This is a genomic window from Psychrobacter sp. DAB_AL43B, from assembly GCF_900168255.1.
Classification (GTDB): Bacteria; Pseudomonadota; Gammaproteobacteria; order Pseudomonadales; family Moraxellaceae; genus Psychrobacter.
In genome coordinates this window covers 2,642,624-2,669,169 of the sequence record NZ_LT799838.1, presented here as the reverse complement: position 1 = coordinate 2,669,169, position 26,546 = coordinate 2,642,624, and the positions used below count along the sequence as shown (strand labels likewise).

The 26,546-nt window shown below is 43.0% G+C and carries 23 protein-coding genes; 14 read left to right on the top strand and 9 right to left on the bottom strand.

All coding sequences use genetic code 11. The features are described 5' to 3' along the window. Positions 1-18: 18 nt before the first annotated feature. A complete protein-coding gene (yiaA, locus tag DABAL43B_RS11335) occupies positions 19-579 on the top strand; it encodes an inner membrane protein YiaA (protein WP_079692471.1) in 561 nt (186 codons plus the stop codon). A 16-nt stretch (positions 580-595) separates the two neighbouring features. Here the strand turns inward: yiaA and mnmD are convergent, their stop codons facing one another. The 4 genes from mnmD to ispZ form a co-directional block, all read right to left on the bottom strand. Next, complete coding sequence (gene mnmD, locus DABAL43B_RS11330; protein WP_079692470.1) at positions 596-2,671, bottom strand: tRNA (5-methylaminomethyl-2-thiouridine)(34)-methyltransferase MnmD; 2,076 nt, start codon at positions 2,669-2,671, stop codon at positions 596-598. 70 nt (positions 2,672-2,741) lie between these two features. Then, positions 2,742-3,206 carry a hypothetical protein gene (locus DABAL43B_RS11325; RefSeq protein ID WP_079692469.1) on the bottom strand — a complete coding sequence of 155 codons (465 nt, stop codon included), beginning with the start codon at positions 3,204-3,206 and terminating at the stop codon, positions 2,742-2,744. After that, positions 3,203-3,544 carry a YciI family protein gene (locus DABAL43B_RS11320; protein WP_079692468.1) on the bottom strand — a complete coding sequence of 114 codons (342 nt, stop codon included), beginning with the start codon at positions 3,542-3,544 and terminating at the stop codon, positions 3,203-3,205. The genes DABAL43B_RS11325 and DABAL43B_RS11320 overlap by 4 nt, the downstream gene beginning before the upstream one ends. Before the next feature lie 175 nt (positions 3,545-3,719). Next, positions 3,720-4,271 (bottom strand): septation protein IspZ, encoded by a 552-nt coding sequence (ispZ, locus tag DABAL43B_RS11315; RefSeq protein WP_079692467.1) that lies wholly within the window; start codon positions 4,269-4,271, stop codon positions 3,720-3,722. Positions 4,272-4,461: 190 nt separating this feature from the next. Here ispZ and DABAL43B_RS11310 point away from each other — a divergent pair, with 190 nt between their 5' ends. Together DABAL43B_RS11310 and DABAL43B_RS11305 are read left to right on the top strand one after the other, a co-directional pair. Then, positions 4,462-5,343 carry a PHP domain-containing protein gene (locus DABAL43B_RS11310; RefSeq protein ID WP_079692466.1) on the top strand — a complete coding sequence of 294 codons (882 nt, stop codon included), beginning with the start codon at positions 4,462-4,464 and terminating at the stop codon, positions 5,341-5,343. A 252-nt stretch (positions 5,344-5,595) separates the two neighbouring features. Then, the gene (locus tag DABAL43B_RS11305; RefSeq protein WP_079692465.1) at positions 5,596-7,128 is read left to right on the top strand and encodes a sensor domain-containing diguanylate cyclase; all 1,533 of its coding nucleotides are present in this window, start codon (positions 5,596-5,598) and stop codon (positions 7,126-7,128) included. A 48-nt stretch (positions 7,129-7,176) separates the two neighbouring features. Here DABAL43B_RS11305 and truD read toward each other — a convergent pair whose 3' ends face one another. After that, positions 7,177-8,469: a tRNA pseudouridine(13) synthase TruD gene (truD, locus tag DABAL43B_RS11300; RefSeq protein WP_079692464.1), complete on the bottom strand. Its 1,293-nt coding sequence runs from the start codon at positions 8,467-8,469 to the stop codon at positions 7,177-7,179. Positions 8,470-8,711: 242 nt separating this feature from the next. Between truD and DABAL43B_RS11295 the strand changes: the two genes are divergently transcribed. Together DABAL43B_RS11295 and DABAL43B_RS11290 are read left to right on the top strand one after the other, a co-directional pair. Beyond that, positions 8,712-10,400: an FAD-dependent oxidoreductase gene (locus DABAL43B_RS11295; protein ID WP_079692463.1), complete on the top strand. Its 1,689-nt coding sequence runs from the start codon at positions 8,712-8,714 to the stop codon at positions 10,398-10,400. Positions 10,401-10,492: 92 nt separating this feature from the next. Further along, on the top strand, positions 10,493-11,104 hold the full coding sequence (locus DABAL43B_RS11290; RefSeq protein WP_079692462.1) for a GNAT family N-acetyltransferase: 612 nt from the start codon (positions 10,493-10,495) through the stop codon (positions 11,102-11,104). Between the two features lie 9 nt (positions 11,105-11,113). Here the strand turns inward: DABAL43B_RS11290 and DABAL43B_RS11285 are convergent, their stop codons facing one another. After that, positions 11,114-11,323, bottom strand: coding sequence for a hypothetical protein (locus DABAL43B_RS11285; RefSeq protein ID WP_165767596.1), 210 nt, complete (start codon positions 11,321-11,323; stop codon positions 11,114-11,116). 252 nt (positions 11,324-11,575) lie between these two features. Here DABAL43B_RS11285 and DABAL43B_RS11280 point away from each other — a divergent pair, with 252 nt between their 5' ends. The 3 genes from DABAL43B_RS11280 (at position 11,576) to DABAL43B_RS11270 (ending at position 13,494) form a co-directional block, all read left to right on the top strand. Continuing rightward, positions 11,576-11,944: a hypothetical protein gene (locus tag DABAL43B_RS11280; RefSeq protein ID WP_079692460.1), complete on the top strand. Its 369-nt coding sequence runs from the start codon at positions 11,576-11,578 to the stop codon at positions 11,942-11,944. Between the two features lie 94 nt (positions 11,945-12,038). Next, entirely contained in the window at positions 12,039-12,320 is a 282-nt protein-coding gene (locus DABAL43B_RS11275) for a DUF503 domain-containing protein (RefSeq protein ID WP_079692459.1), read from the top strand. Positions 12,321-12,651: 331 nt separating this feature from the next. After that, positions 12,652-13,494 carry a M48 family metallopeptidase gene (locus tag DABAL43B_RS11270; protein WP_079692458.1) on the top strand — a complete coding sequence of 281 codons (843 nt, stop codon included), beginning with the start codon at positions 12,652-12,654 and terminating at the stop codon, positions 13,492-13,494. 244 nt (positions 13,495-13,738) lie between these two features. On the opposite strand, the gene DABAL43B_RS11265 is transcribed toward DABAL43B_RS11270, so the two are convergent. The 3 genes from DABAL43B_RS11265 to uvrA all read right to left on the bottom strand — a co-directional run bounded on the left by DABAL43B_RS11265 (position 13,739) and on the right by uvrA (position 18,443). After that, positions 13,739-14,230, bottom strand: coding sequence for a hypothetical protein (locus DABAL43B_RS11265; RefSeq protein WP_079692457.1), 492 nt, complete (start codon positions 14,228-14,230; stop codon positions 13,739-13,741). A gap of 57 nt (positions 14,231-14,287) precedes the next feature. Next, positions 14,288-15,214 (bottom strand): PAAR domain-containing protein, encoded by a 927-nt coding sequence (locus tag DABAL43B_RS11260; RefSeq protein WP_079692456.1) that lies wholly within the window; start codon positions 15,212-15,214, stop codon positions 14,288-14,290. A gap of 322 nt (positions 15,215-15,536) precedes the next feature. Continuing rightward, positions 15,537-18,443: an excinuclease ABC subunit UvrA gene (gene uvrA / locus DABAL43B_RS11255; protein ID WP_079692455.1), complete on the bottom strand. Its 2,907-nt coding sequence runs from the start codon at positions 18,441-18,443 to the stop codon at positions 15,537-15,539. A gap of 613 nt (positions 18,444-19,056) precedes the next feature. Here uvrA and DABAL43B_RS11250 point away from each other — a divergent pair. The 6 genes from DABAL43B_RS11250 to gspD all read left to right on the top strand — a co-directional run bounded on the left by DABAL43B_RS11250 (position 19,057) and on the right by gspD (position 26,381). Further along, positions 19,057-20,421, top strand: coding sequence for an MFS transporter (locus tag DABAL43B_RS11250; protein WP_079692454.1), 1,365 nt, complete (start codon positions 19,057-19,059; stop codon positions 20,419-20,421). Between the two features lie 108 nt (positions 20,422-20,529). Next, positions 20,530-21,201, top strand: coding sequence for a single-stranded DNA-binding protein (gene ssb / locus DABAL43B_RS11245; RefSeq protein WP_079692453.1), 672 nt, complete (start codon positions 20,530-20,532; stop codon positions 21,199-21,201). Positions 21,202-21,684: 483 nt separating this feature from the next. Next, positions 21,685-22,008 (top strand): H-NS family nucleoid-associated regulatory protein, encoded by a 324-nt coding sequence (locus DABAL43B_RS11240; RefSeq protein WP_079692452.1) that lies wholly within the window; start codon positions 21,685-21,687, stop codon positions 22,006-22,008. Positions 22,009-22,258: 250 nt separating this feature from the next. Beyond that, positions 22,259-23,083, top strand: a complete 825-nt coding sequence (gene gspN / locus DABAL43B_RS11235; protein WP_079692451.1) for a type II secretion system protein N — start codon at positions 22,259-22,261, stop codon at positions 23,081-23,083. Next, positions 23,084-23,986 carry a type II secretion system protein N gene (locus tag DABAL43B_RS11230; protein WP_079692450.1) on the top strand — a complete coding sequence of 301 codons (903 nt, stop codon included), beginning with the start codon at positions 23,084-23,086 and terminating at the stop codon, positions 23,984-23,986. It abuts the gene before it with no gap. Between the two features lie 139 nt (positions 23,987-24,125). Continuing rightward, entirely contained in the window at positions 24,126-26,381 is a 2,256-nt protein-coding gene (gene gspD, locus DABAL43B_RS11225) for a type II secretion system secretin GspD (RefSeq protein WP_079692449.1), read from the top strand. The last annotated feature ends 165 nt before the right edge of the window (positions 26,382-26,546 follow it).

Genomic DNA, 26,546 nt, shown 5'->3' with positions numbered 1-26,546 from the left:
TTCTAATTAAGGACGATGATGAATAATGACACGATTACTAAGAGTCAGCTAGCCGCTTATAAACCAACGACCGCTTATATCGGGACTTCTTGGGCCGTCATGTTGGTTGGTGTACTGGCATATTTGTTTGGATTATGGAATGCAAAAAGTATGTTGTTGAATGAGAAAGGCTATTATATCGCGGTGTTGGCGCTCGGTCTTTATTCAGCGATTAGTTTGCAAAAAACCCTGCGTGATCGTAGTGAAGGTATACCAACGACAAATATGTATTACTTAATTAGTTGGGCGGCTTTAGGATTATCTGTTGTGCTTATTGCTATTGGTTTGATGAATGCGGGGAGTTTAAACCTCAGCGAAAAAGGTTTTTATATGATGGCATTTACCATGAGTCTGTTTGCTGCGGTGACCATTCAAAAAAATACCCGCGATGAAGCGCAAATTCAAACTTTAATTGCGCCAACGACGAGTATAAATGATGAGGGTGTGACTAGAATATCTACGCAAAAATCAGAGTCGGGAAAATCATTGTTTGGTGCGGTTAAATCTCGTATAGAGAGTCATGACGATACTGCGAATTAAAATACCGTTTGAAAGGTTAGCTCGATAATTTACTCACATTGTTACGCGCTTTATGCAGCCGCGCCCGATTGGGTGACAGCCGCGTCAACATAACGCTGGATAACGGCGTAAAACAGCCTAACATCATATCCGCTAACGCCTCAGCACATATCGGTGCTAACGCATAACCTTTTGCACCCATCGCTGACAGTGTCCATAGGCGCTTGCTCTGTGCGAGTAGACCAACCAGTGGATGATAATCTAGCGTTTGGGTGCGAATGCCGGCACGCGCTTGCCATAAGCTAGGGTCAGTAATTAAAACATCAGCCAATTCAGGCATATCTTCAATCAATTTATCGTAATTCTGCTGGTTTTCCTCAAGACGGATATCGATATTGGCATCACCATCGACGAAGCTTGCGCCAAGTAAAAACTGCGACTGATTTTCGATAATATTATTCAACTCAGCATCACCGCTCTGCCCGATAAATGGTGCGCAATAGCCACTATATTTGAGCGGTAATTTAGGTAGCTTAGTTATTTGTTCAGCAGTGGGTGTGAACCAAGATAATTGCCCGCGAATAGTGCGACAAGCAACGATACGTTTATCTAGTTGATGGCTTTCGTAAGCAGCACAAATCACGACATTGTCAGCGATTATAGTGATAGGGCTTTGACTATTATTACCACTTACCGTAACTTTATCTTCTGTTTCTTTAATATCGGTAACACTAAACTGCTGATAATTGATATTCGAATGCGCAAGGGTGACAGTTTTTAAAGCTTGTGGATTGACCAAACCAGATTGCGGTAAATATAAATTGTCTGCTAAGTCTTTAGCTTTTAAGCCGCTTAACCGCCGCGCTTCTTCAGTAGTAATCGTAGCTGCCATCGCATTTGGATAGTCTGCAATCTGCTCAGTACCAATATTGGTTTTTACTAATAAATCTAGAGTGCCGGTCTGCTCAAGTATCAGCGGCGTCCTTTGAATCGCGGCTTGCTTATTAAAGTCACGATATAATCTGCCACTATATAAATAGCCAATAGAATGAAGGTGCTCATAGACGTGATGAATAGGCGTCATGTTGGGGGCGAGGAGGGCACGTGGATTACCAGATGCGCCAGATAGCGGTGCGCTTTTGTCTAAAATAGTGACATTGATACCACGATTGGCCAGCGTCCAAGCAGTAAGTAGTCCTGCTACGCCAGCACCAATAACGACTGTGTGATTCGGATGGGTATATAAGGTGGGATGGTCATCCAGTGGTAAGGGCTCAGTCATGACAGCGGTGAGCATCTCGCGCTTGCGCCCAAAGCCTTTGACTTTTTTAATGGCAAACCCATGAGCTTGTAGTCCGCGTTTGACGATACCGGCACAGCTATAAGTGGCGGCAGTCGTATCAGCGCGCGATAAGCGCTGTATCTGCATAAATATACTTGCTGCCCACAATATCTCATTACAAGAAGGGGCAAAGCCATCTAAAAACCATGCATCAATATAAGGGCGTTGAATAGCTGTCTCAAAGCCTAAACTTGCTAAGCTGTCGCCTGCATCGCCTAACCAAATATCAAGCGTTATATTGTCCGCAAAGAAATTCAACCGATGACAACCGGCAATCAGCGGTGGGTAGCTGGCTAAAAGCTGCTCAATCAATTCTGCTAGTTCAGGCGCACGCTGTGCCCACAATGCGAGTATCTGTTTTAAGTCTGTCAGTGGTATGGGATATTTTTCGGTGGTAATAAAGTGCAAATGAGCGCTGTCTAAGTGCGAATGTGTTAACCGAAGCTGTCGCCATAGTTGCCACGTCGCTAGAAAATTAAGCCCTGTACCAAAACCCAATTCAGCAATGGTAAAACATTGCTGGGGCACAAGGTTTGCCAATCGCTCCGGCAATTGGTTATGCGCCAAAAATACATGGCGTGACTCTGCTAAACCATCTGCATGTGAAAAATAGACATCGCCAAACTCCCCTGATACCGGCACTTTGTTACCAGCATCATCCGTTTGCCATTCGATCTTAGCAGGCACAATAACGTTTGGTCGTTCAGCATGTTTAAGAGCGTTAGTAGCAGGAAGAGGTACATTAATAGTGGCAGAAGAGGGCTTGGGCATGGAGAAGTCCTCAATTAGTGATCAAACAGGCATCAGGTAAACAGATAGAGCAAGTCGATAAAAAATGGTGCTACCAGCGTTCACGGCGCACAAAAACCAACCATGAGATAAAAATACCGACTAATAAACTAATCAAGACGGTAAATGCCCCATATAAAAATATTTGACCTTTACTCTCGTACACCAAAACGTTTGCTTGAGTCTGCAAATCGTTGACTTGGCGCTGCAGCTGGGCATTGCGGCTAAGTAATTCCTGATTGGCGGCGGATAGAGCTTTATTTGATGGTTGCAACTGTGCCGCCAAGGTGTCGTTAAACTTTAAGGTATCGTTAATATTCGTCGCTGGCGCGGTATTTGTAGCGGTGGTCGCAGTCGTTGTTGGGGCAACCTCGTTGGGCGCTGTTATAGTCACTGCTGCTGGATCGGCAGTGGTAACCGTTGGCGCAGCTTGTACCGATATGGCAGCGAGTAATATAATGCTAGTAAAGCCAGTTTTATAGATATGACTATTTAATGAAAATAACTGCTGAATCACGATGCTGCTACCTTGTCTGATGGCTTATTTGCCGAACGGTCAGTAGCTGCTGGTAATGCTTGAATAAACGGCTTGATATCTACATGACTGTATACACCGTCACGCAAGTATGGATCAGCGCTTGCCCAAGCTTGAGCCGCCTCAAGAGAGTCAAAGTCAGCAATAATAAGGCTGCCCGACATCTCACTTTTGCCGTGCTCAATAGGCGTTGGACCGGCGATAATCAGTCGCTGCTCACGACTCAATACTTGTAAGCGTTCAAGATGTTCAGCGCGCGTCATCTGACGTTGGGCGCTGCTACCCGCAACATCGTAACCAATAATGGCAAATAAGGACATATTGCTTCCTCAATTAATAGTAAGAATAAAGCGCTATAATCAATAACAATATTTTTAATCACTCTACCTAATTAGACTATATGATTAATCATTGTCACAATTGGAATTTAGAAATAAGTGGTTGTTTATTATAAAATAATAAATATTATGTGATGGCTTTCTATTTGATGGTCTTTTACTTAGCTGCTTTGTCGGTTAGTGCGGGATTGAGGTGCTTTTTTAACACTAAAAATTGGGCGACCACAAATACCAGCATAATTGGAATCCAGCCATAGGTTTTAAAGTTAATCCAAGCTTCGTCTGACATCGTAAATGCCGTGATATAATGCAGCACGCCCATAAAGGCAAAAAACAATGCCCAAGCGACAGTTAACTTCTTCCAGCCACTCATCGTCAGCGAAAAAACATCTTTCATGGCCAATTGCATCAGTGGCTTATTAATAGCAGCACTCACCAAAAGCGTTATAGCAAAGATACCGTTAATAATCGGTGACTTCCAACGTAGGTAGATGTCGTCACGCAATAGCAGTGTGCCACCGCAAAAGACGATGGTTAATAATAGAACGACCCATTGTTGTTTATCAAACTTGCCTTTTTGACGCACAAAGTGGATAGCATAGATGATGATAGTGGCAACGAGCAATGCGCCTGCTGCTGCTAAAATACCATTGTAACGAGCGGCAATAAAAAACGCGATTAAGGGAATGAAGTCTAATAAGGCTTTCATAGCAAATAGGGTGTCCAACAAAAACGTATGGGGTAGTTTACACGTCTACTGCGCCAAAAAAAAGCAATCAACACGATAATCGTCTTATATGGCACGCCTTAGCCATTTTTACCTCATTTTACTGCTACCATATTCATTATCGAAGACACATTTAAATTGACAATACATTCAAAACCTTAAGGCCAGCTTTATGAAAATCGACTTACATTGCCACAGTACCTGTTCTGACGGTACTTATGCGCCTGCAGAAGTGGTACAGCGCGCCCATAGTGCGGGAATTAACGTGTTGGCTTTGACCGATCATGATACCTTATTGGGTATCGATGAGGCACGCGCGGCGGCTGAAGCTTGCAATATACAATTAATTAATGGCGTTGAAATTAGCTGTGAGCACACGCTCAGCGGCGGCTATGGTAAAAATAAATCCACTAATAAAATCATTCATGTACTTGGATTAGATTTTACCGATCGCGAAAAAATGCATGCGACCTTACAACAGTTGCAAGACAGTCGTGCTACTCGTGGTCAACGCATCACTGAAAAACTCAGTGAGTTGCTAGACATTGATTATGATGAACTATGGCAAGCCGTTCTTTATAAAGCGGGTAACAATCCACAAGCAGTTGGGCGTGCGCATATTGGACAAGTTTTATTTGAGCGCGGTGAGGTTAAGACCGTACAAAAAGCCTTTGATAAATATCTGGCTGATAATAAGCCTGCTTATGTGGCGATTGAAGCGTTGACGATGCAGCACGGTATTGAGCTGATACATGCTTGCGGTGGTAAAGCTGTGCTAGCACACCCCACGCGCTATCAGCTTTCAGCGACACGAGTACGTAAGCTTATCGAAGAGTTTGCCCAGCTTGGCGGCGATGCCTGTGAGCTACCTGCCAATAGTGAACCTGTAAGCACTCGTAGAATGGTTGATCGTAGTATCGCTGAGCACAATCTTGTTACATCGATAGGTAGCGACTTTCATGGTAGCAATATGCCATGGCGCCGTATAGGCGATGTGCCAAACTTGCATCCTGAGCAGCAAGGTATTTGGCAGTCTTTTGCAGCCTTATCGTAGCCTAAAAATTTTCATCACTAAATATTGCTAAGTCGCAAACGTCGCATGAATGCCAGTATTCATTAAAATGTTGGTTAAATGATTGCTAAATTAAGGCATCATTTATTGACGCATAAATCACTTAAACGGATTGATAAATAAGATAAAAATTGCCACACTCAATGAGTAAGTTTAGATTTACTATAAGTCATGACGCTTGGTTGACTGTTCTGGTTTTAGCTCAATAACTTTCATTATTTGCGGTAGCCCATTATGGCTTTATCGATATCTCATCTAGGCTACAGAAAACTCTCTCGAGTGATTTTTGAGTGGCAAGCTGCTGATAGGGCATTACTGCTGGCATTGTTTGTTTTGATGGAAATCACATCACATTGGTTCTGGTGTTTATTTGTCTGGTGGCGCCAAGATACTTATGGTTCCTACGTAGATATGGAATTGTTTTACCCTTTGTGGATTGGGGTTACCCTGCTGGGTATCTTCTTTATATGGATGGTCAGCCGTTTATCACCGATGAGAAAAGACAATGGCTCACTACATAAGTGGCAGGCCATTTTAGTAGCGCTCTATAGCGTTTACATTGCTGTGGTTATTTTGGTTATGGGGCACAGTAGTTTGGTCGCTGGGATCTCGCTAGTCGGTGGAGCAATGCTAGGAATGATGCTCATACGGCGACGCTATGTATGGAAAGCCTTTTTAGGGCATATCGTATTAATTTTTTTGGTCACTCTGATTCCCTATTTTGGCTTTACCATACCCAATCTGCGCCACATGACCATCACCTCTTTTCCTTTAGATACTTATAGCTATCTCACCTATAGCGAAACGACAGCTATCGAAAATGCCATCTCCGCCTCTATTTTCAAAAACGGTACACTAAGTTGGGATACCCTCAATCAACTACGCTTTTCCTCAGCATTTTTTTGGCGCAGCACCCATATTTATATGGCGCTACCAAAAGCGATTTTTATCATCTATATGTTTCGCACACTGTTATTGATATTAGATAATAGTAAAGCTGAGATAATGCAGTATGCCAATCAAGATGAGTTGACTCAGCTAAAAAGTCGCCGCTACGGCTTGACGCAAATGCAGCAGGCGCTTTTGGCAATGGGAGATAAGCAGGATTTCAGTGTTATTTTATTAGACTTAGACTGGTTTAAAAATATTAATGACAATTATGGTCATGATGTTGGCGATCAAGTATTGTCCGAAGTTGCACAAACGCTATCAAAGTCGTTAACAGAAGATGCGATTGTAAGTCGCTATGGCGGAGAAGAATTTTTGATTGTGCTGCCTGATACTCAGCATGATAGGGCGATGAGCATTGCTGAGCAGCTGCGTCGAGATATTGCTCAGCATGTGATCAGTAGTGATGACAATACAGATTTTAACGTCACTGCCAGTTTAGGGGTTTATACCTTGACTCACGATGAGCGCGCTCGAATCCAAAGTGAGTATAAAGCGGTAGCGCTAAAAGAGAGCACACCGCCGTTAACAAGCTCACAAAAACAAAACGCAAATATCAAAGACTCGCAAGACAATGGTTCGAAGCAATCCAGCTCGAAGCAAAGTAGTTCGCAAAAAAGAGTTGCGCATAGAAGAAAACGAGTCGCCACAGAAATCGCAAAGGCACAATTGCCCATTGATATTTGCCAGCGTTTAATCTGTATTGCCGATAAAGCCTTATATGAGGCTAAGGATCGTGGTCGCAATCAAGTTGTCAGTGCCAATGATATGTTAGCTGCAGAAAGTAGTAAGGCTACCTCACTTTATGCCATCATCTAGCAACTCAGCACTCTGACCTTTTGAGCATTTTGAGCATTCAATCAGTTGCTACATAGATAATGGCGATGTACTTAATTCTTGCACCAAACTTGCCAATACGCTGGTGGCAAAGCTACCTGTCGTCAAAGTAAAGTTTAATACTAGCGCTTGTTCATCATCTTTATCATGCCATTCCCAACTCAATGCTTCAATAGGTAAGCGCAGCGCTCGTCTTTGCGCCTTAATATCGCGCTGCTCTAATCCTGCCGCTAGCTGAGTTAATAGTGGGCTTTGATCTACGATATCAGTTTCAATTGCTGCCGCAGCGCCACTAACTTTATCATTACCCACGCCCCACAAAACACCTGTTGGATGAATGTCGCCGGTCTTAACTCGCGCCTGTAAAGTGTCGTCTAATTCTTCACTAGCAAATATCGAGCCTGAACCATCTAAGTTAAATACTTCGCCTGCCAGTCCTATATCCCAACTACCATCACGTACGCGTGCTGCCAATATCTCATTGAATATCAAACTACGTGCGGCAGAGAGCTCCATGGTATTTTGTTCTCGCGGCGTAATTTTACGTTTACTCTTTTTTGGTTGTGGTCGACTTTGCTGTGGTGGACGGGCAAACAATGCCAAAGCGGTTCTAATATTATTGCCGTTACGTCCAAAACGCTGTGGACCAAAATAATTGGGCACGCCGCTGTGACTGATATTTGCTAACCGCTGCTCGATGCTGCTCTTGGCACTTTGCTTAGCAGATAAATCCTGCTCAGACGTTTCGATTGCTAGGTCGGCAAACTCGATATCACGCAAGGTAATGATAAATTGGTTGGCGCGATGCGTGCCGCGATTGAGCTTTTTATTGTGCCACTGCTGGGCGAGAATAGTGACTGACTCATCAACACCGATATCTATTGGCGCAAATTCTGATTCTGGCAATTGCTTTTTTGGTATCCGCAGGCTAAACCATTGTGTCGTTAATGCATGACGGTCTTTCAGCCCAGAATAACCGACATCGCGTAATGGTATTTCTGCCCACTCAGAGAGTAATTTGGCAAGATAAGCGGTGTTCATTCCTGACTTTTCTATATGCAGCCATAAATGCTCACCTTCGCCTGTAAAGTCGAGCGGCAATATCTCATTAACGATAAAGTCGGTTGTCTGGGCTTTATAAGTTGCGCGCTTTAAAGGTGGTTGTATAGGCTGCGGTAATTTGGCAGTATCAGTCGCTGCGGTAATATCGATACTTGAGAGATTGGGCTGCTCGTTGGCGAATATTTCGTTGTCATAGGCAGCATTCTTAAAAGCAGACTCAGAAGTCGCGGTAACGTTTAAGTTGTCATCTTGAGAAGTCATAAGGGGGTCTTTTTTTGTTTAAAAGCGGTGGTTTGAAGTAGCAAATGCCCAGATAAAAAGCCACAAAATTACGTTTTGCAACGCAGCGAATATACAAAGAAACATCGCGAGCTGAGTGGGCTTGCTACTATCAATTAATCTGATTTTTTAAATATAGAATTTTTTATGAGATATGACTGATTTGATAAAGTCATATCACCCCGTTTTCATCAGGAAATAATCATAATCGTTAAGGAAGACTTATGAGCAACACAACAATTAACACCGTCACCATTAGTAAAGACGATATTCCAAATGGCGGTATGAAATCCTATAAACAGGATGACGATAGTATCATTTTAATTACCCGCGACGACAGTACATTTCATGCGTTCGATGGTAAATGCCCGCACGCAGGGGCAGATTTGGGTAATGGTTTACGTTGTGGCAATCGAGTCATCTGCCCGTGGCATCACGGTACTTTTGATAGCAGCGACGGCTCGCTATTAGAACCAGTTGCTATGACAGGATTGACTCAATACGAAATCGTCGATAATGGCGATAATTTGACCGTTAATACAGCCGCTAAAATAGACAAACAGATCAAAAAAGACAAAATGACTGACACTCATACTATTATTGTAGGCGGAGGCGGTGCAGGATTTATGACGGCCAATCAGCTACGTCATACGGGTTACGGCGGCAAGATTACCTTGATTAGTGCTGATGACAAAGCTCCTTATAATCGTCCTTTATTGTCTAAAGCGTTTTTGGCAGGGAATATGCCTGAAGAAAAGCTCTTACTTGGCGGCGCAGATTGGGCGAGTAAAAGCGATATTGACTTACGCTTAAACCAAACCGTTAGTGAAGTGTTGCCCAATGAACGTACGATTGTCATTAAAGATAAAGATGGTAATAGGGATAAACAAACAGCCGATTTCTTAGTTGTGGCAACGGGTGCTGAGCCAAAAATACCGCCTTTTAAAGGTGTTAAGCTTGATGGTGTCTACACCTTACGCAGTATGGATGATGCCAAATTGATTAAAGCTGCCAGTCATGACCAGCGTGTGGTCATTGTTGGTACAGGTTTTATCGGTATGGAAGTCGCTTCAGCATTAGTGCAAGCAGGCACGACCGCTTCTATTACTATCATCGGACAAGACCATCGCGTGATGGGTAATATTGTTTCTGAAACCGTCAGTAATGCGCTTATTAAGCTGCATGAAGATAACGGCGTTAAGTTTATCTTTAATGCCAGCGTCGCTGAAATTACAGCAACCGAAAAAGCTACTGATGACAGCGCCAATGACAATAGTGCGAGTGACAACAGTGCGAGTGATGATAGCTTAAAAGAGGCGGATTTCTCGCAAGTTGGTGGCGTTAAATTAGCAAATGGTGAGCAGATAGACGCTGATATCGTGATTTTAGGGACAGGCGTCGCACCGCGTATCGAGTTATTGAATGACACAAATCATCCAGATGGCGTACAAGTTGATGAACATCTACAACTGCGCGATGGTGTCTATGCGCTTGGCGATATCGCCAAAGCGACTAATCAAATGGGGCGTATGCGTATCGAGCATTGGCGCGTCGCCTTGCAGCATGGCATAGTAACGGCGGCTGCTATCTTAAATGAAGATAACGTCAACTCGCTGGCGGAGCGTATTCCTTTCTTTTGGACGATGCAATACGGCAAAAGCCTCCGCTATAGCGGACATGCTGCGACGCCAGACTATGGCATTCTACTTGGTACACCAGACAGCTTTGATTATATCGAATATTATTTCGATGATGAGGGTGAAGACACGCGCGCCCGTGCAGCAAGCTCGCTTGGTCGCGACAAAGCGTTAGTCGCCTTTTCTGAGCTATTGCGCCGTGGTCATGCCCCAACACGAGCACAGATTAACGCAGGATTTGATATTATCGAACAAGCGCAGGCATTATCGCGCTAGTAGTCAAAACTGATACGTATTATTATTAAGGCTGGTCTATTCAATTAGGGCAGCCCTAATAATATGTTTATAAGAAAGGGATAACTGACAATATGAAGAAAAATGCTGTATTTTTACGTCAAGCTGAAGCAAGTGATATTGACGCGCTTGAACAGTTATTAAACCGCTGCTACCGGCAGACAGAAGGCTGGACCAATGAAGCAGATTTGGTTGGTGGTATTCGTATCACTCAAGATGAGCTGGCTAATACCATCGCTAATCCAAAACACTATCTTTTTGTTTACCCAAAAACCACCACTGGTGAACGTGAGGGCGAAGAAACGGGCGAGCTATTAGGCTGTATCGCTGTCGATATAAAAGTCGATGCTGCTGCTAATAAAGGTGACGGTAATAAAAAAGCTTATATCGGTATGTTTGCGGTACATCCAGAGCTGCAAGGACATGGGGTTGGTCACCAGATATTACAGGCCGCAGAAACTTTTGCCCAGCGCCATTTACAATCAGATATAGAAGCAACTGATGAAAAACCTGCGCGTCTTACTATGTCTATTTTAAGCCATCGTCCTGAGCTATTGGCGTATTATCAACGCCGCGGTTATCAGCTAAATGGCAATAAAATGCCGTTTCCAATGGATGGTAATAATGGTGAGCCAAAACGTCAGGATTTAGAGTTATTAGAGTTAGAAAAAATAGTTAACACATAAAGTCTGCTTTTATTGACCCCAAAAATGTCCAAAAGTCATAAATAGACCAACACTCAGTAAGATAAATGCCACAATGATTAAGCGCTTAAACCAGTTAAACGCTGGCAAGCGCGTGGCATTGTCATTGGACATCAGGTAGGCGAACAAAAACAACAAGCTTGCTGCCAAGGTCATGATACCTAGACCAATCGGTAAAATAAAAAAATACACCTGCCACATGGTTATCCCTCAACGGTCATTGTTAATCGCATCATAGCAGTATCTTGATGGCACTGTCTGTATCAGCTCAAATTCAAATACTCTAACGTTATTTAACATAAGCTATTTGAACATCATAATAAGTGTTATTAAATAAACTTAAGCAAATAGCGTGAATTCAGTTGGGCTAAATGAAATAATTCTGTATAGTTCAAGTAACCTTCTAGACACAAAAAATAGCCACATTAATTTTATAAATACAGCGAGCGTGATATGAACCATTTAAAGAAATTGGCTGCGATAGCATTGTTAACCCCACTATTTGTCGCCTGCTCAAATGCACCTTCTGAAAGTACGGTCGAAGGACTAATCGAAGCGCAATATGAGCAAGCCAACAGCATGATGGATGATGCGATGGCGAATGCAGGGAATGATGAAATGGCAAAAGCCATGAGCGGCATGATGGAAGGTATGATGCCAAAGCTTGAAGGTGTAGAGAATATAAATTGTGATACCACTGAAGGCGATAATACGTATATGTGTACCGCTGATATCACGCAGACGATTGCGGGTACTAGTCGTACCAATAAGACGAATTTTAAAGTTTATCAGGTCAATGATGAGTGGGTGTTGGGTAATTAGCAGCCAGACCGTCAGTTTATTTGGTTTTGGCAGCGGTGTATTAAACGTAAATAACCAGATAACGTAGACATGGTATTTTAATAAGGGGGATAAAATGCATGTTGGCATCCTAACTCTGACTTTTTCCTTGTCCGGATGTGGCTCTTTGAAAGAGAAGTGCCAGCGCATGGGCGGCTTGCATGCACGCTTTGGTAATAGTCCAAGTGTCGCGGTATGTGAGAGCGGCGAGCGTGATCGGCATGACGCCAGCGAGTGGACGTTTGTGATAGTCGGGTTATCTAAACGTGAGGTTGAGTCGCAGTGCAGTCAAATCGAAGACAAAATAGAACGGACGGTAGATGCGCGGGTGATGAATGTTGAGAGAGAGTTTATTTAGGTGGGCTTTATTGCAGGATGCTCTCTGAGCAGCGACTCTAATTAAAATAATAAAGTTGGATGCTTCAAATGTAGGTTGGGTGGAGCTTGCGACTCCAAACAAACAATATACTGTATATTTAATAGACTTTTGTTTTCTATAGTGATAATCTCTCCCTCGATAATTCAGACACATTACTTACATTGCAATTACATATTAGTTACATTATTAAATATATGTTGCTCTTAATTAGTGACGTGCATGATATAAATTTCGGTAGTGGAATTTTAAATTTATCAGTGCATTACCTTTAGTTTAGCTGTTTAACTGTATCTCTCAACTAGGACGTCTAATGACCACTTTTAACAAAATAAAAAATGCTCTATTACTTACTACGATTACTACTTTAGCGGGCTGTACTACTGTAGCCGATATGGCAGGGTACGATACGGCTACATTAAATACCGATGCGGCTAAAAATTACTCTCAAGTGGTTTCTAGCGCTAATAGTCAAGGCGCAGTAGATAATACGTCTGCCACCGCCATTCGAGTTAAAAGAGTCTTTAATCGTATGAAGCCCTACGCCGTTAGCGCTAATACAACAGGCGTTCCTTTTGATTGGCAGGTCACTGTGATACGTTCACCTGAATTAAATGCTTGGGCAATGCCTGGTGGTAAGATGGCTTTTTACACCGGTATTGTAGAAAAGTTAAAGTTAACGGATGCAGAGATCGCTGCAATCATGGGACACGAAATGACCCATGCGTTATCTGAGCACAGCAAAAAAGATGCTGGGCAAAAAATTCTGACAGGCTTAGCGCTTCAGTTAGGTGGTGCTGCGATACAGCAAAAAACAGGGTTAAATGATGAGGCGTTGGGTTTGATTAGTGACTACGGACTTGACAAGCCATTTTCTCGTAGTCAAGAATCACAAGCCGATGCTGGTGGTCTACGCTTAATGGCGCAGGCAGGCTACAATCCAGAATCTGCCGTTTCAGTATGGGAAAAAATGGAGGCTGCAAATGGTCGTAGCAACACCCTAGTCACGTTGATGTCTACGCATCCAAACTCTGGGCAGCGTATCGCTAAAATTCAAGCACTCTTACCTGAAGTTATGCCAGTTTATAAAGCGGCTGCTAAAGCGCCTACTAGTACAACTACTGGAGTAACTACTAGAACAATTAAACGTAAATAACTCAGTAAATGCTATTAAATCAGTAAATACTAACAAAAAAGGTAAGTCAAACGACTTACCTTTTTTTGCGAAGGAATATCTAAAGGTGGCTGTTTGATTTTTATCTTACGTCAACCATTATTAATATAAGGTAGGTTGGTGTTAAAGAAAGATACTCAACTAGATAGTCTTATTGATATTGTGCAGTTGGATTTTACTCGTTGAGTTACCTTAAGGAACAAACAATGCGTTTTAAGATTTCTAATCACTCAGCAATATAAGGATAGTCAAACTCACGATGAAAGTCTACGTATTCCTCTTTTTTATCGTCTATTCCTCCAATTGCAACCACTACAGATTGTGTTTTAAAAGGTCTAAAAATTCTTTGTTTTAAGTTTGGATTGTCGGTATCCAAACAGATCTTTTGTCCTTTTTCTATAATATAATATTCTTCATCTATAGGCGCTATAGTTAGCATTGTACGACTTTGATCGTCAGGAACATCGTAATTATATATCTCTAATCTTCTCATTCTTATATATTTTATTTGTATAGGCTGATCATGTAATACTGTTGTTGCAAACAAGGGTTCAAAACACAAATCACCCTTATCATTGGTTGATATTTCGATATCACCTTCTATTGCAGAAGAAGGATGAGGAGTTTTAAAACAGCCAGAGATACTTACTATCAGTAACGAACAGATCGGTAATGCAAGACAAGATACAAATGGCTTCGACAGATTACTCATAAACATTTAGAATCCTTTTGATGATGTCGGTAGAAGTTTCAATACAGTAAAAACTGCTTATTTCTACCATACTTTCGGGCTAGGTTTTTTAAAGTTATCTCCTATGACTGCTTCATAGTCTTGTAAACTAGGAGGTGCACTATTAGTAGCGTCAAGTGGAAGATTAAGTTTTTCACGTATTGCATAATAATCTCCAACGATAGCAGCCTGTTGTTCTAACCCGTAGTCACTTAAGTCTTTACGATTAGTTATGGCTCCTGAGATATAGAGTTTATAGATATAAGGATCTCCTACAGCAGCTAATACTCCTAAAGTAAGCCCGCGAGTTTTAACGGCTTTGCCGTGTTGGTGCTGCCAGACATGAACCATTTCATGTATGAAAGTGCGTCTATTTTCATCGGATGCACTTGAAAAATCTTGCTTATAAGCAGTTCCTGGAAAATATATATTTCCATTCGGTGCCATAGCTCTATTGTCCTGTTGAACAGGCTTCCATTTTCCGTCATAGATACCTACTCCATTTCCTTCTCCTTTTCCCCCAAAATTAATAGCATCCTTAAACACACTTTTAGCGATTGTTAGTTCGCCAGATGTCAGATCGCGTCTTATAGATTGTGGTTGATAGTGCTCTATTTGATCTCCAGGACCCGCCAAGCTAGCAAACAAACTATCTGGATCAGACTTCGGAAATACCAAAGGCTCAGGTTGCTCAACCCCAGACCCCTCAAAGCCCGACTCTGCGAACGAATGCTGAATAGCTATTAGCTTAGCGCCGCAACTGGTGACATCGCCACCACGTGCAATAGGCGCACCATCTACAATAAAAGTAGGATCACCTGTGAGAATAGTAGTGAGCTTTTTGCACTTCTTACAAATGACCTTATCGCCTTTACGCGAGACTTGAACACCATTATGCGTGGTATATGGTGAACCAGTGATGACTTTGCCACCATGAGTGGTGGTTGCGCCCACTGTGATATAAGCTACCATAATACTGTCCTAAAATTATTATTCTAAAACCTTGTTTGCAAACAAGGTTTATTATTAAGAAATTAAACTTAGACTTAGTTAAGCAGGAAAGTCAACAAATATCAATTAAATTTTTGGTCATGTATCGGAAGTGATCATTTAAATGAATAGAGTTCGTCTCGTACAGCAAGTATTAAAAAACATTTCTCCCTTAAAGGATGAAGTGCATCTTACGTCTACAGTAAATAATGACAAAAGCGGGATTGGCTACAACAACCAAACTCAACCCAACAAAAAAGGCCACTCCCTAAAGAGTAGCCTTTCAATAATTAACTAATTTCTGTTAGCTCACTTCTTTCATCGCCTGCTTAAGCATCGGCTTTAAGAATTCACCAGTATACGAGCCTTTCACTTCCGCTACTTCCTCAGGTGTACCTTCAGCGATAATCAGTCCACCACCTTTACCACCTTCAGGACCCAAATCAATCACCCAATCTGCAGTTTTGATGACATCCAAGTTATGCTCGATGACTACGATGGTATTGCCTTTATCGCGTAGGGTATGCAAGATATGTAGTAGCTTATCGATATCATGGAAATGCAAACCAGTGGTTGGCTCATCCAAGATATAGAGCGTCTGTCCGGTATCACGTTTGGCAAGCTCACGCGCCAGTTTGACACGTTGCGCCTCACCGCCTGATAGCGTCGGTGCAGACTGACCAAGGCGAATATAGCTAAGACCGACATCCATCAACGCTTGCAGACGACGATAAATCGCTGGAATCGCTGAGAAGAATTCAGTGGCATCTTCCACAGTCATATCTAGGACATCGGCGATGTTTTTACCTTTATAGTGAATCTCCAAGGTCTCGCGGTTATAGCGCTTGCCTTCACAGGTATCACACGGCACATACATATCAGGTAAGAAATGCATTTCGACTTTGATAAGACCATCACCTTGGCACATCTCACAGCGTCCACCTTTGACGTTAAAGCTAAAGCGACCCGCTTTATAGCCACGAGCACGTGCTTCTTGTGTTTGCGCAAACATTTCACGTACTGGCGTAAATACACCGGTATAAGTCGCTGGGTTTGAGCGCGGTGTACGACCAATCGGACTTTGATCAATATCGACCATTTTATCCAAATGCTCAAGACCACTGATGCTGTCATGCTTATCCGCGATCAGCGTTGAGGCATTATTTAACTGCGTCGCGGCTAATGGCATTAAGGTACGATTAATCAGGGTCGATTTACCAGAACCCGAGACGCCAGTAATACAAGTCATAATCCCGATTGGTAAAGACAAATCAACATCGTGTAAGTTGTTACCGGACGCGCCTTTGAGCTCAATAGTCATCGGTACTTGTTTAGGCTTGGCTTTACCTTTGACTTCCAACTTGATAGTTTTGGCTTTATGACGAATACTTGGAATCTCGATTCTTTTCTTACCAGACATATATTGTCCAGTCAGCGATTCTTTATTCGCCATGATGTCATCGACCGTACCCTGAGCGATGATGTGTCCACCATGTACGCCTGCGCCGACACCGATATCGATGACGTGATCCGCTTGGCGAATGGCATCTTCATCATGTTCAACGACCAGTACCGTATTACCCAAATCACGCAAGCGCGTTAGAGTTTTTAGCAAGCGATCATTGTCACGCTGATGCAGACCAATCGACGGCTCATCGAGTACATACATAACGCCCATCAGACCAGCACCGATTTGGCTGGCTAAACGAATACGCTGCGCTTCACCGCCTGATAGCGTTTCAGCAGATCGGGCAAGGGATAGATAATCAAGCCCGACACTGACGAGGAAGTTTAGACGCTCGTTAATCTCTTTAAAGATTTTTTCTGCAACTTCGCCTTTATGACCGCCAATTTTCAGGGTTTTATAATAGTCAGCCGCGTCACCGATAGACAGTTTAACGATTTCGGCGATGGTGTGATCCTCAACACGGACATTACGTGAAATCTCGTTAAGACGCGCGCCATCACAAACGTTACAAGTAGTATCAGCTAGATATTTAGCCAGCTCATCACGGACGAGATTGCTTTGGGTTTTGGCATAACGGCGCTCTAAATAAGGTAATACGCCTTCAAATGGCACAGTCTTATTGGTTTTACGACCGCGCTCATCAGTAAAGTTAAAAGTCAGCTTTTCTTTACCAGAGCCTTGCATGATAATATCTTGCTGTTCTTTCGGCAGCTCTTGCCATGGTGCATCCATATCGATTTTAAAATGATTGCAAACGGTAGATAGCAAACCAAAGTAATAGGCATGACGCTTATCCCAACCATTAATCGCGCCTTGATTGAGCGATTTTTCATGATGGGTAATCAGCTTTTCGGCAGAAAAATACTGACGTTTACCGAGACCATCACAGCTTGGGCAAGCACCGTATGGATTATTAAAACTGAACATACGCGGCTCAAGCTCAGAGACCGCACGATCACAAACAGGGCATGAGTGCTTGGCTGACATCACTTGATTGGCGTCGCCGCCTTCTTTTGGATTGCCATCCATAAAGTGTAGCGTGACAAGCCCTTGACCTAAACGTAGCGCAGTCTCCAAACTTTCTGCAACACGATTACCTAAGTCATCACGGACTTTAAAGCGATCAACCACCACTTCGATGGTATGCTTTTTCTTTTTATCCAATGTCGGCAGCTCGTCGGTATCATAAACATCACCATCGACGCGTACGCGCACAAAGCCTTGACCAATTAGCTGCTCAAGTAAGACCGTATGTTCGCCTTTACGCTCACGGATGACTGGTGCAAGAATCATGATTTTCGTATCATCGGGCAATGCCATCACTTGATCGACCATTTCAGTGACCGACTGGGCGACCATTGGTTCGCCATGCTCTGGGCAATAAGGCGTACCAATACGCGCATAGAGCAGACGCAGATAGTCATAAATCTCGGTAATCGTACCGACCGTTGAGCGTGGGTTATGGTTGGTGGATTTTTGCTCGATAGCAATCGCTGGCGATAAACCTTCGATACTATCGACGTCAGGTTTTTCCATCTGTGAGAGGAACTGACGCGCATACGCCGATAAGCTCTCGACATAACGGCGTTGCCCTTCGGCATAAAGGGTATCGAATGCCAACGACGATTTACCAGAGCCTGATAAACCAGTAATCACCACAAATTTATCGCGTGGAATGTCTAAGTCGATATTTTTTAGATTATGAGTGCGTGCGCCGCGAACCTTAATATACTCGTGTGCCATCGGTGATAGATTTCCTATTTGATAAAAGGGTATATAAAAAATGTTTAGAATTTTAAAGAGCTAAATAAAGTTGAGTTAAATGCTTAATTAAAAGCAATGATGAATCAAAAGCGTGGATATGTTTAAAAATACTATTCAAATTAATATGGCTTTATAAAAATAAGTGGTTTTCACAAAGCGATAGTAATGATTGTCTCTTTTATATTATGCTTTTAGTACTTGAAATGGATAAAGGTAAGCTAAATAAAGGTTAACTAATATGAGCAGTTTGTTATAGATTTAGTCGAACAACGTTTTTTTATAAAAATATTTGTCATACAATATTTTCGGACAATAACATTTCCGACGTCTTACTTTATTGTCATGATAGCGGCATTATTCAAGGTGCTATAACGCATGAAATGCACTTAGTAACAAAATTATCGCGTAAAATGAATAGCTTGAGTCAGTGTCCGCTATGATGGTGAAGCAGCAGGGTAAAAGTCTCGGCAAGCAAACGGCGAATGTCTTATACTAGTGAGCTTAATTTGTGGTCAACGCCTTGATAGAACGGTAATAATAAATCAGTAGCACAGCTGTGTTAAACCAGCAATGATGAACCAGTGAGGCAAGTATGAATAGCGTAGAAAAACGGGCAATCCTCGGGGTAGGTGGTATTTTTGCCTTGCGGATGATTGGTTTGTTTATGATTGTGCCAGTATTTTCTGTGTATGGTAATAATTATGCGCATGCGACACCGTTTCTGATTGGTTTGGCGGTCGGTATTTATGGGCTAGGGCAGGCGATATTTCAAATTCCAATGAGTTTGGCGGCGGATAAATTTCCGCGTAAGCCTATTATATTTTTAGGTCTTATCTTATTTGCCGTCGGCGGTATCATCGCAGCAAATGCAACGGATATTTATGAGGTGATTATTGGTCGAGCGCTGGCAGGTAGTGGGGCAGTCTCTGCGGTATTGATGGCGTTACTAGCAGATGTCACTCGTGAAGAGATGCGCACCAAAGCGATGGCGACGATGGGTTTGACCATTGCGACCTCTATCATGCTCGCTTTTGCCTTTGGTCCCTTACTAGTCGGCTCGCTTGGTATTTCTGGGCTGTTTTGGTTGACTGCCGGATTTGCAGTGTTGGCAATGCTACTGCTGCTTGTCGTACCTTCGCCCATGCGCGTGCTTAAGCATAATTTAGACAATAAATCGATTGGTCAGCAGTTAGCAACAGTCCTAAAAATTGGTGATTTAAACCGTTTGCACATTGGTATTTTTGCCCTACATCTGACCATGACCGCCATTTTTGTCATTTTGCCGCACCAGCTTAGTGAGGTAATGGGTCTGTCGGTACGCCAGCAAGGTTTGGTGTATTTGCCTTTATTGTTTATTGGCTTTGCCGTCGCAATACCATTTATTATAATCGCAGAAAAGAAACGTAAAATGCGCCAAGTATTCTTGGCAGCGATTGCATTAATGACCGCCGCTTTAGCCATATTGGCATTAGGTAGTCAGGTCGGTGTCGGTATTATATTAGGCTTATTATTATATTTTATGGGCTTTAATTTGCTTGAGGCAACGATTCCTTCGTGGATATCTAAGCGCGCCCCAGTCGCCAATAAAGCGACCGCGATGGGATTGAATTCCTCCAGCCAGTTCTTTGGTGCTTTTGTCGGCGGGGCAATGGGCGGATTATTATTAAGTCAGCCCAATCTTTTGGCATGGGGCATATTGGCTGCCATCATGGGTGTAGCGTTACTCATTATTATTCCTATTACCGATCCACCGTATTTAGCAAGTACCACTGTGACAATACCTAAGAATATTAATATTCAGGACTGGTCACGGCAAATGCTGGCAGTCGATGGTGTTGATGAGTTGGTGGTCATGGCAAAAGAGCAAGTGGCTTATTTAAAATTGGACAAGACACAGCTCACAGATACTTCGCGACAGGAGCTGTCGCATTTAGCCCAAAGCCCTCTAGATATTTAACAGAAAAATAGTTAAAGTAAAACCATATTACTGCTAGAATTAATAGTTTATATTAAATACTCGATTAAAGCTGGTAATCACATTATTCATAAGTAAAAGGACGGTATTATGCGCGGTGTAAATAAAGTTATCATCATCGGTAACCTCGGTGCAGACCCTGAGGCACGTCAATTCAACAATGGCGGTGGCGTAACCAATATTTCGGTCGCCACTTCTGAGCAGTGGACAGACAAGCAGAGCGGTGAAAAAAGAGAAGCAACTGAATGGCATCGTATTTCATTGTTCAATCGTTTAGGCGAAATCGCCGCGCAGTATCTTCGTAAAGGTAGTAAAGTTTATATCGAAGGTAGCTTGCGTACGCGTAAATATCAGGATCCAAATGGACAAGACCGTTATATCACTGAGATTCGCGCTGAACAAATGCAAATGCTAGACGGTGCGACTGGCGGTAGTAATGATGGTGGCGGATTTGGTGGCGGTCAGAACCAAGGTCAAGGTAGCTATGGCAATCAGGGCGGTGGGTTTGGTGGTCAAAACCAAGGTCAAGGTGGCCAGAACAGTTATGGTCAACCAGCAAACAATCAGCCAGCTCAACAAGGCGGTTATAACCAAGGTGGTGGTGCAGCTCAAGGTATGTCACAAGGTAGCAATCAAAACAGCTTTAACAATCAGAATGCGCCCGCTCAGCAGAACCAATTTAATAAGCCGACTCAAGCACCGGCGCAGTCTAAGCCTACCGCCATGCCTGACGGTCCTGTAGATGATGATATCCCGTTCTAGGATACACCTCAGAGTTACCTGTAAAGAATTCAATCTGAAACCTCGCTATTAGCGGGGTTTCCTTTATTTACATTAATGAAATGACGTAAAACGTATACAAAGAAAGATGTCTGAATGCTGTATTTTGAATACTTGTTATAGGGTGAAGATAGCTATTTTTATTTTAAGGCATTATCACATATGTGATTTTATTTATAATGAGCTATAAAAATAGTTGTTTATTTAATTCTCTTACCTATTATTGTGGATAGAAACACCAGCCAGTCATTGTTAACAGTAATTAGTCATTGTTATAGATATTTTTTTTGTTTATATTGTCGCTACTTGCGGTTTTAAATGTTAATAGAAGATCAATCATTAACCAATCAATTGATTATTAACGTTCACAAGATTAGTTATTTGAGAATCACTCAGTTTTTAGTAATCAGCTATTAATAGAGATTCTATTTACTTTATATCCCTTATTTTAATATGGAAAATACTATGAATAAAAATAATGTTATTGATTTAAATGATTTAAATGTTGATGAGTTACGCGCCATTACTGAAAATGCGCAGCAACTTATTGCGCAAAAGCAACACCAGCGTTTGTATGATGCTTATACGCAGTTTGAGAAAATTGCGGAAGAAAGTGATGCCAGTATTGAAGAGATTTTACAAGCAGGCGAGAAACTAGAAAAAAAGCGTAGCATTAAGTATCGTAATACCGATAATAACGAAGAAACTTGGACTGGCCGTGGTCGTAAACCAACATGGTTGGTAGACGCGTTAGGCGCCGGTCGTAAACTCGAAGATTTTGCTATCTAATTTTTTATCTAATAACATAAGTCAGGCAACGTAGCTAACGCTCTGTCTACGTTGCCTGACTTATCGATATGATTAAGCTTTATAATCAGTGCGTTTAATCATGATTAGATCGAAAGCTTATAAGTAAACCGAAGCCATTATCTTTATTGCCAGTATTTTGGCGAAAAGATACTGGCTTTTTTTCTGTCATCTGTATGCTATTGTTTGCTATGATAATGACGTTTTTGTCTTATATAAGAGTTATGCAACCGTGCCCCAAGTATCTGCGTCGTCTCATAAGCGTCCCCGTAAGCTGTGGTGGCTGATTGGGCTTATATTATTTGCGCTATTTGCCGTCTTGCAAATGCCAGCGGCGTGGTTACTTGAAAAATATGCACCAGAATCGCCTTATGTCCAGCACGTGTCAGGTAATTTGTGGCAAGGTTCAGCGATTTGGCAAATACCTTTATCATCGACACCGTTGACAGGTGCTGCTGAATGGTCTTGGCAGCCATGGTATTTGTTATTAGGCAAGCTTGGTGCAGAGGTCAGTATCAATTCCGAGCCAACACGCCTCAATGGCCAAGTAAAAGTAGGCCTAGGCTCATGGGAGGTGAATGACATGAGTGGTAAGATTGCGCCTGAGACTTTGGCCAGTGTGGTTGATTGGCAATTGCCGAATACACCGATTCAGGTCAACAACGTATCGTTAAAACGTCAGTCTGACTCAAGTGCCGCAGACAAGGATTCAGGTGAAAATCTATCTGGTTTTAGTCAAGCAGATGGACAGTTGACATGGGTTGGCGGTGAAGTAGGCTATCCTAGTGGCGGTAAAGTTTTTTATATCACCATACCAGCGCTGCGTGCCGAGCTAAGTGCTGAGCAGAAGAATAATAAAAAGCTGCTGCATATTAATCTAGTAAACAATCAGGATAAGCGTTTAGGCGACTTATATATCGATGGCGACAATATGCTAGATGTGAGCTTGACGCAGCGTCTGTTAGAAAATATGCCAGAATATAAAGGACAAGCGCCGCAAGATACGCCAGTCGTTAGTGTGCGTCAGCCGCTGATGAATGGGTTAGGGGCACGCTAGATGATGACTGTCTCCACAAGTTTAAAACCTGTGCTCAATATTTTGAATCGATTTTCAGCTTGGTTGCTGTTATTGGCGATTGCTTGGTTATGCTGGACCGCCGCGCGGCTACTATGGTTGCTGCTCGCGCCCCCTTTAGCTCCAACATTACCGCTCGTGCCTTTACAGAATAACGCCACATCCAGCACAGATTATAGCAGTCTATTCGCCATTTTTGCCGATCCTGACCCAATCGCTGCTGCGGTACAGCCGCCGCCTAATATTTTATTGAAAGGCGTCTTACTCGCCATACCAGAGAGTCTGTCTTCAGCATTATTAGACGTCAATGGTGAGGTTAAAAACTACCGAATTGGTGATACTCTAAAAGACAGTGATTATACCCTAGTCGCTGTCGCTTGGAATGAGGTTATCATTGCCGATGCCACTGATAAAGAAACGGTAATTAGGATGCCAGAAGCAATGCCACTTGACCAAAGTGCTATGATGGCTGGTGCCGTCAGTAATCAGCGTTTGCAAGATGGTAACATGTTACCTAATGCCCCTTTGCCTGACCAAACCAATAGCGATAATCAACTAGCTACCGAAGCGACTGGCGAAAGTGCTCCCCAATCTGCCATTGATGAGGCGGTCACTGAATTGCAAGAAAATCCTGCCAGTTATTTGAGTAGAATGGGCGTTATGGCTGGTGGCGACAGCTATCAAGTCACGGCAGCCATGCCTGCCAATCTGCGTAATCGCTTAGGACTTGAACCCGGTGATCGGGTGCTGACGGTAAATGGGCAAAGTGTTGGTAGTAATCCTGGACAGGATGCTAATGTATTGCAACAAGCCAAACAAGCAGGTGAGGCACAGATAGAGGTACAACGTGGCGATCAAGTGATTACGATTCGTCAGCAGTTTTAGGTAATATAGGGTGGCTTAAAGGCATTCTTTTCCATGGTTATTTGATGAATGCTATCGTTAGCAATATGATAACCAACAATATTTAGTACACATTAAACTCAGTACATACCAAGCGCCATCACTGTAGGTAATTATCAATATGGTCAGTCTTTATAATTTTTCAGTCACGCCTTTGCATCATATCTTGCAGCGTTTGATGCGGCTGTGTCGTCCTCTTTGTTTAGCAGTGCCACTATGGGCGGCTAGTACCGGACTGGTCAGTGCTGAGAGCTGGAAGGTCAATTTACAAGATGCTGATATCAAAGCGTTTATTAATGAAGTGGCGACCATTACCAATCAAAACTTCGTTCTTGATCCGCGCATCAACGGTAATGTGACGGTTATTTCTAATAAACCATTGTCGCGTGATGAGATTTATCAGTTGTTTTTGAGTGTGATGCAGGTCAATGGTATTGCCGCTATCGATTCAGGAACAACGATTAAACTGGTACCAGATAATGTCGCCAAACAAACCGGTGTCGCTGTGGATTTACGCGGTGATAGTGTTGGTGAAGCCTTAGCAACGCGCGTGATTTATTTGACCAATACCCAAGCGGCAGAAGTATTAGGAGTTATCCGACCGCTGATGCCGCCGTCCGCACATGCCGCGGCTGTGCCTGGGGTCAATGCCTTGGTACTGTCTGATCGTGCTGATAGCCTAAACCAGTTGACAGCGCTCATCCGTGATTTAGACAGCAATGTGAATGACAGTTTGCAAGTGATTCCACTACGTCATGTCGATGCCGAGCGTATGATGGAGTTGATTAGCGCGCTGGTTGCGAGCGCTGGTAGCGGGCAAGCCCAAGGCGGCAACAATCAGCTTAAGGTCATCGCTGACACGGCTAGCGATAGACTGCTGGTTAAAGGCAGCCCTGAGATGATTGCTAAAGTTCTAGAGATGGTCAATCAGTTGGATACTACACCTACAAGGCGTTTGAGTGGTCTACGTGTCTTCCGCTTAAAATATGCCAGCGCCGGTCATATTGCAGAAATGCTTCGCGGCCTACTTGCTAGCCAATCTATCAATAGCGCCGGCGCTTCGTCAACATTAGAATCTGCGTCATTGAACGATGCCGCCACGACAGGATCGACGCTAAATAGCGGTGCTAACGGTAGTGTTGGTAGTAACAGTGTGGGTAATACAAGTACCGCAGCTTTATCGAATAGTAGTTCAGGTGGTGCAAGTACAGGTGTCGGTGGTCGACCCTTTAGTATCATCGCTGATGAAACTCAGAACGCCGTCATCGTCAATGCGGCACCTGAGCTAATGTTTGAAATTGAAGATGCTGTTAATCAGTTGGATAGTCGCCGCGCTCAGGTCTTGATTCAAGCTGCAATTGTCGAGGTTTCAGGCGATGATGCCACTCAGCTTGGGGTGCAATGGGCGCTAGGTAATGCCAATAGTGGCTATGGCGTGGTCAACTTTAACAATGTCGGCGCGAGTGCAACCAGCCTGGCAGCAGCAGCGTTAGGAGGAGGAGGAGCTATTAGTGCTGCTGCCAGCTCTATCGTTGGTGCTTTGGTTGGTATTGGCAGTAGTAGTAAAGACAGCCAAGGTAATGCACAGTTTTATGGGGCTATCTTACAGGCGCTTGATTCTTCAACCAGTGCCAATCTGCTGTCTATGCCCTCGATTTTGACGTTGGACAACGAAAAAGCCAGTATTTTAGTGGGCCAGAACGTGCCTTTTGTCACAGGTTCTTATACCACTGGTAGTGACTCTTCGACTAATCCATTTCAGACGATTGATCGCCAAGATATTGGTATTAATCTAAACGTCATCCCACATATTGGTGAAAACGGCACTGTACGGTTGGAGGTCTCACAAGAGGTTTCGTCAGTTGTACCAGGCAGTGCTGGAAACGCCAGTGGTCTTATCACCAATAAAAGCTTGATTAATACCACCATTTTGGCAGACGATCAGCAGACTATTGCTTTAGGTGGTTTGATGCGTGATAACTCTACTACGCGCCAACAGAAAGTCCCAGGTCTGGGTAATGTACCCCTCATCGGTCGATTGTTCCGCTCGGACAATGACAACACCCAAAAGAGTAACTTGATCATATTTTTACAACCGACTATTTTACGTGATGGCGGCGCAGTAGCCAGCGTTACAGAGCGTAAATATAACCAAATGCGTGTGCTCCAGCTGGTCATCGATAAAAACGGTACGATTAAACAGCTGCCATTAAGCGGGACGGAAGGTTGGAATGGTAGCGTCAGTGCAGATTATGAATTGATGCCACTCAATCCCCTTATTCCTAAGCGCGATCAAACACCGAAATCGACGTCGCAAGGTTTTACGAGAGTCGATAGTCCAAGCAGTGGTATCACTACCTATCCATTAAATCGTTAATGGCTTTTATTCACTTTGTTAAAAGCCTGTCAAAGCATACCGTAAAATACGAATTCTAAGTGGTTATCATAGCCAAATGTACGGTGTAATAAATATACTGTACATTAGCTTGCGTATTGTTAACACAGATAAACACAGTGCGTTTCGTATACGAGTACAATAAAA

Excerpts from the sequence above, each read along its gene's own strand:
- DABAL43B_RS11250 (WP_079692454.1), top strand. The coding sequence starts at position 19,057 with ATGAATAGCGTAGAAAAACGGGCAATCCTCGGGGTAGGTGGTATTTTT.
- DABAL43B_RS11265 (WP_079692457.1), bottom strand. The coding sequence starts at position 14,230 with ATGTTTATGAGTAATCTGTCGAAGCCATTTGTATCTTGTCTTGCATTA.
- DABAL43B_RS11320 (WP_079692468.1), bottom strand. The coding sequence starts at position 3,544 with ATGTCCTTATTTGCCATTATTGGTTACGATGTTGCGGGTAGCAGCGCC.
- DABAL43B_RS11280 (WP_079692460.1), top strand. The coding sequence starts at position 11,576 with ATGAACCATTTAAAGAAATTGGCTGCGATAGCATTGTTAACCCCACTA.
- yiaA (WP_079692471.1), top strand. The coding sequence starts at position 19 with ATGAATAATGACACGATTACTAAGAGTCAGCTAGCCGCTTATAAACCA.
- DABAL43B_RS11270 (WP_079692458.1), top strand. The coding sequence starts at position 12,652 with ATGACCACTTTTAACAAAATAAAAAATGCTCTATTACTTACTACGATT.
- ispZ (WP_079692467.1), bottom strand. The coding sequence starts at position 4,271 with ATGAAAGCCTTATTAGACTTCATTCCCTTAATCGCGTTTTTTATTGCC.
- DABAL43B_RS11290 (WP_079692462.1), top strand. The coding sequence starts at position 10,493 with ATGAAGAAAAATGCTGTATTTTTACGTCAAGCTGAAGCAAGTGATATT.
- truD (WP_079692464.1), bottom strand. The coding sequence starts at position 8,469 with ATGACTTCTCAAGATGACAACTTAAACGTTACCGCGACTTCTGAGTCT.
- DABAL43B_RS11305 (WP_079692465.1), top strand. The coding sequence starts at position 5,596 with ATGGCTTTATCGATATCTCATCTAGGCTACAGAAAACTCTCTCGAGTG.
- DABAL43B_RS11240 (WP_079692452.1), top strand. The coding sequence starts at position 21,685 with ATGAATAAAAATAATGTTATTGATTTAAATGATTTAAATGTTGATGAG.
- gspD (WP_079692449.1), top strand. The coding sequence starts at position 24,126 with ATGGTCAGTCTTTATAATTTTTCAGTCACGCCTTTGCATCATATCTTG.
- ssb (WP_079692453.1), top strand. The coding sequence starts at position 20,530 with ATGCGCGGTGTAAATAAAGTTATCATCATCGGTAACCTCGGTGCAGAC.
- mnmD (WP_079692470.1), bottom strand. The coding sequence starts at position 2,671 with ATGCCCAAGCCCTCTTCTGCCACTATTAATGTACCTCTTCCTGCTACT.
- uvrA (WP_079692455.1), bottom strand. The coding sequence starts at position 18,443 with ATGGCACACGAGTATATTAAGGTTCGCGGCGCACGCACTCATAATCTA.
- DABAL43B_RS11260 (WP_079692456.1), bottom strand. The coding sequence starts at position 15,214 with ATGGTAGCTTATATCACAGTGGGCGCAACCACCACTCATGGTGGCAAA.
- DABAL43B_RS11310 (WP_079692466.1), top strand. The coding sequence starts at position 4,462 with ATGAAAATCGACTTACATTGCCACAGTACCTGTTCTGACGGTACTTAT.
- DABAL43B_RS11295 (WP_079692463.1), top strand. The coding sequence starts at position 8,712 with ATGAGCAACACAACAATTAACACCGTCACCATTAGTAAAGACGATATT.
- DABAL43B_RS11285 (WP_165767596.1), bottom strand. The coding sequence starts at position 11,323 with ATGTGGCAGGTGTATTTTTTTATTTTACCGATTGGTCTAGGTATCATG.
- DABAL43B_RS11230 (WP_079692450.1), top strand. The coding sequence starts at position 23,084 with ATGATGACTGTCTCCACAAGTTTAAAACCTGTGCTCAATATTTTGAAT.
- DABAL43B_RS11275 (WP_079692459.1), top strand. The coding sequence starts at position 12,039 with ATGCATGTTGGCATCCTAACTCTGACTTTTTCCTTGTCCGGATGTGGC.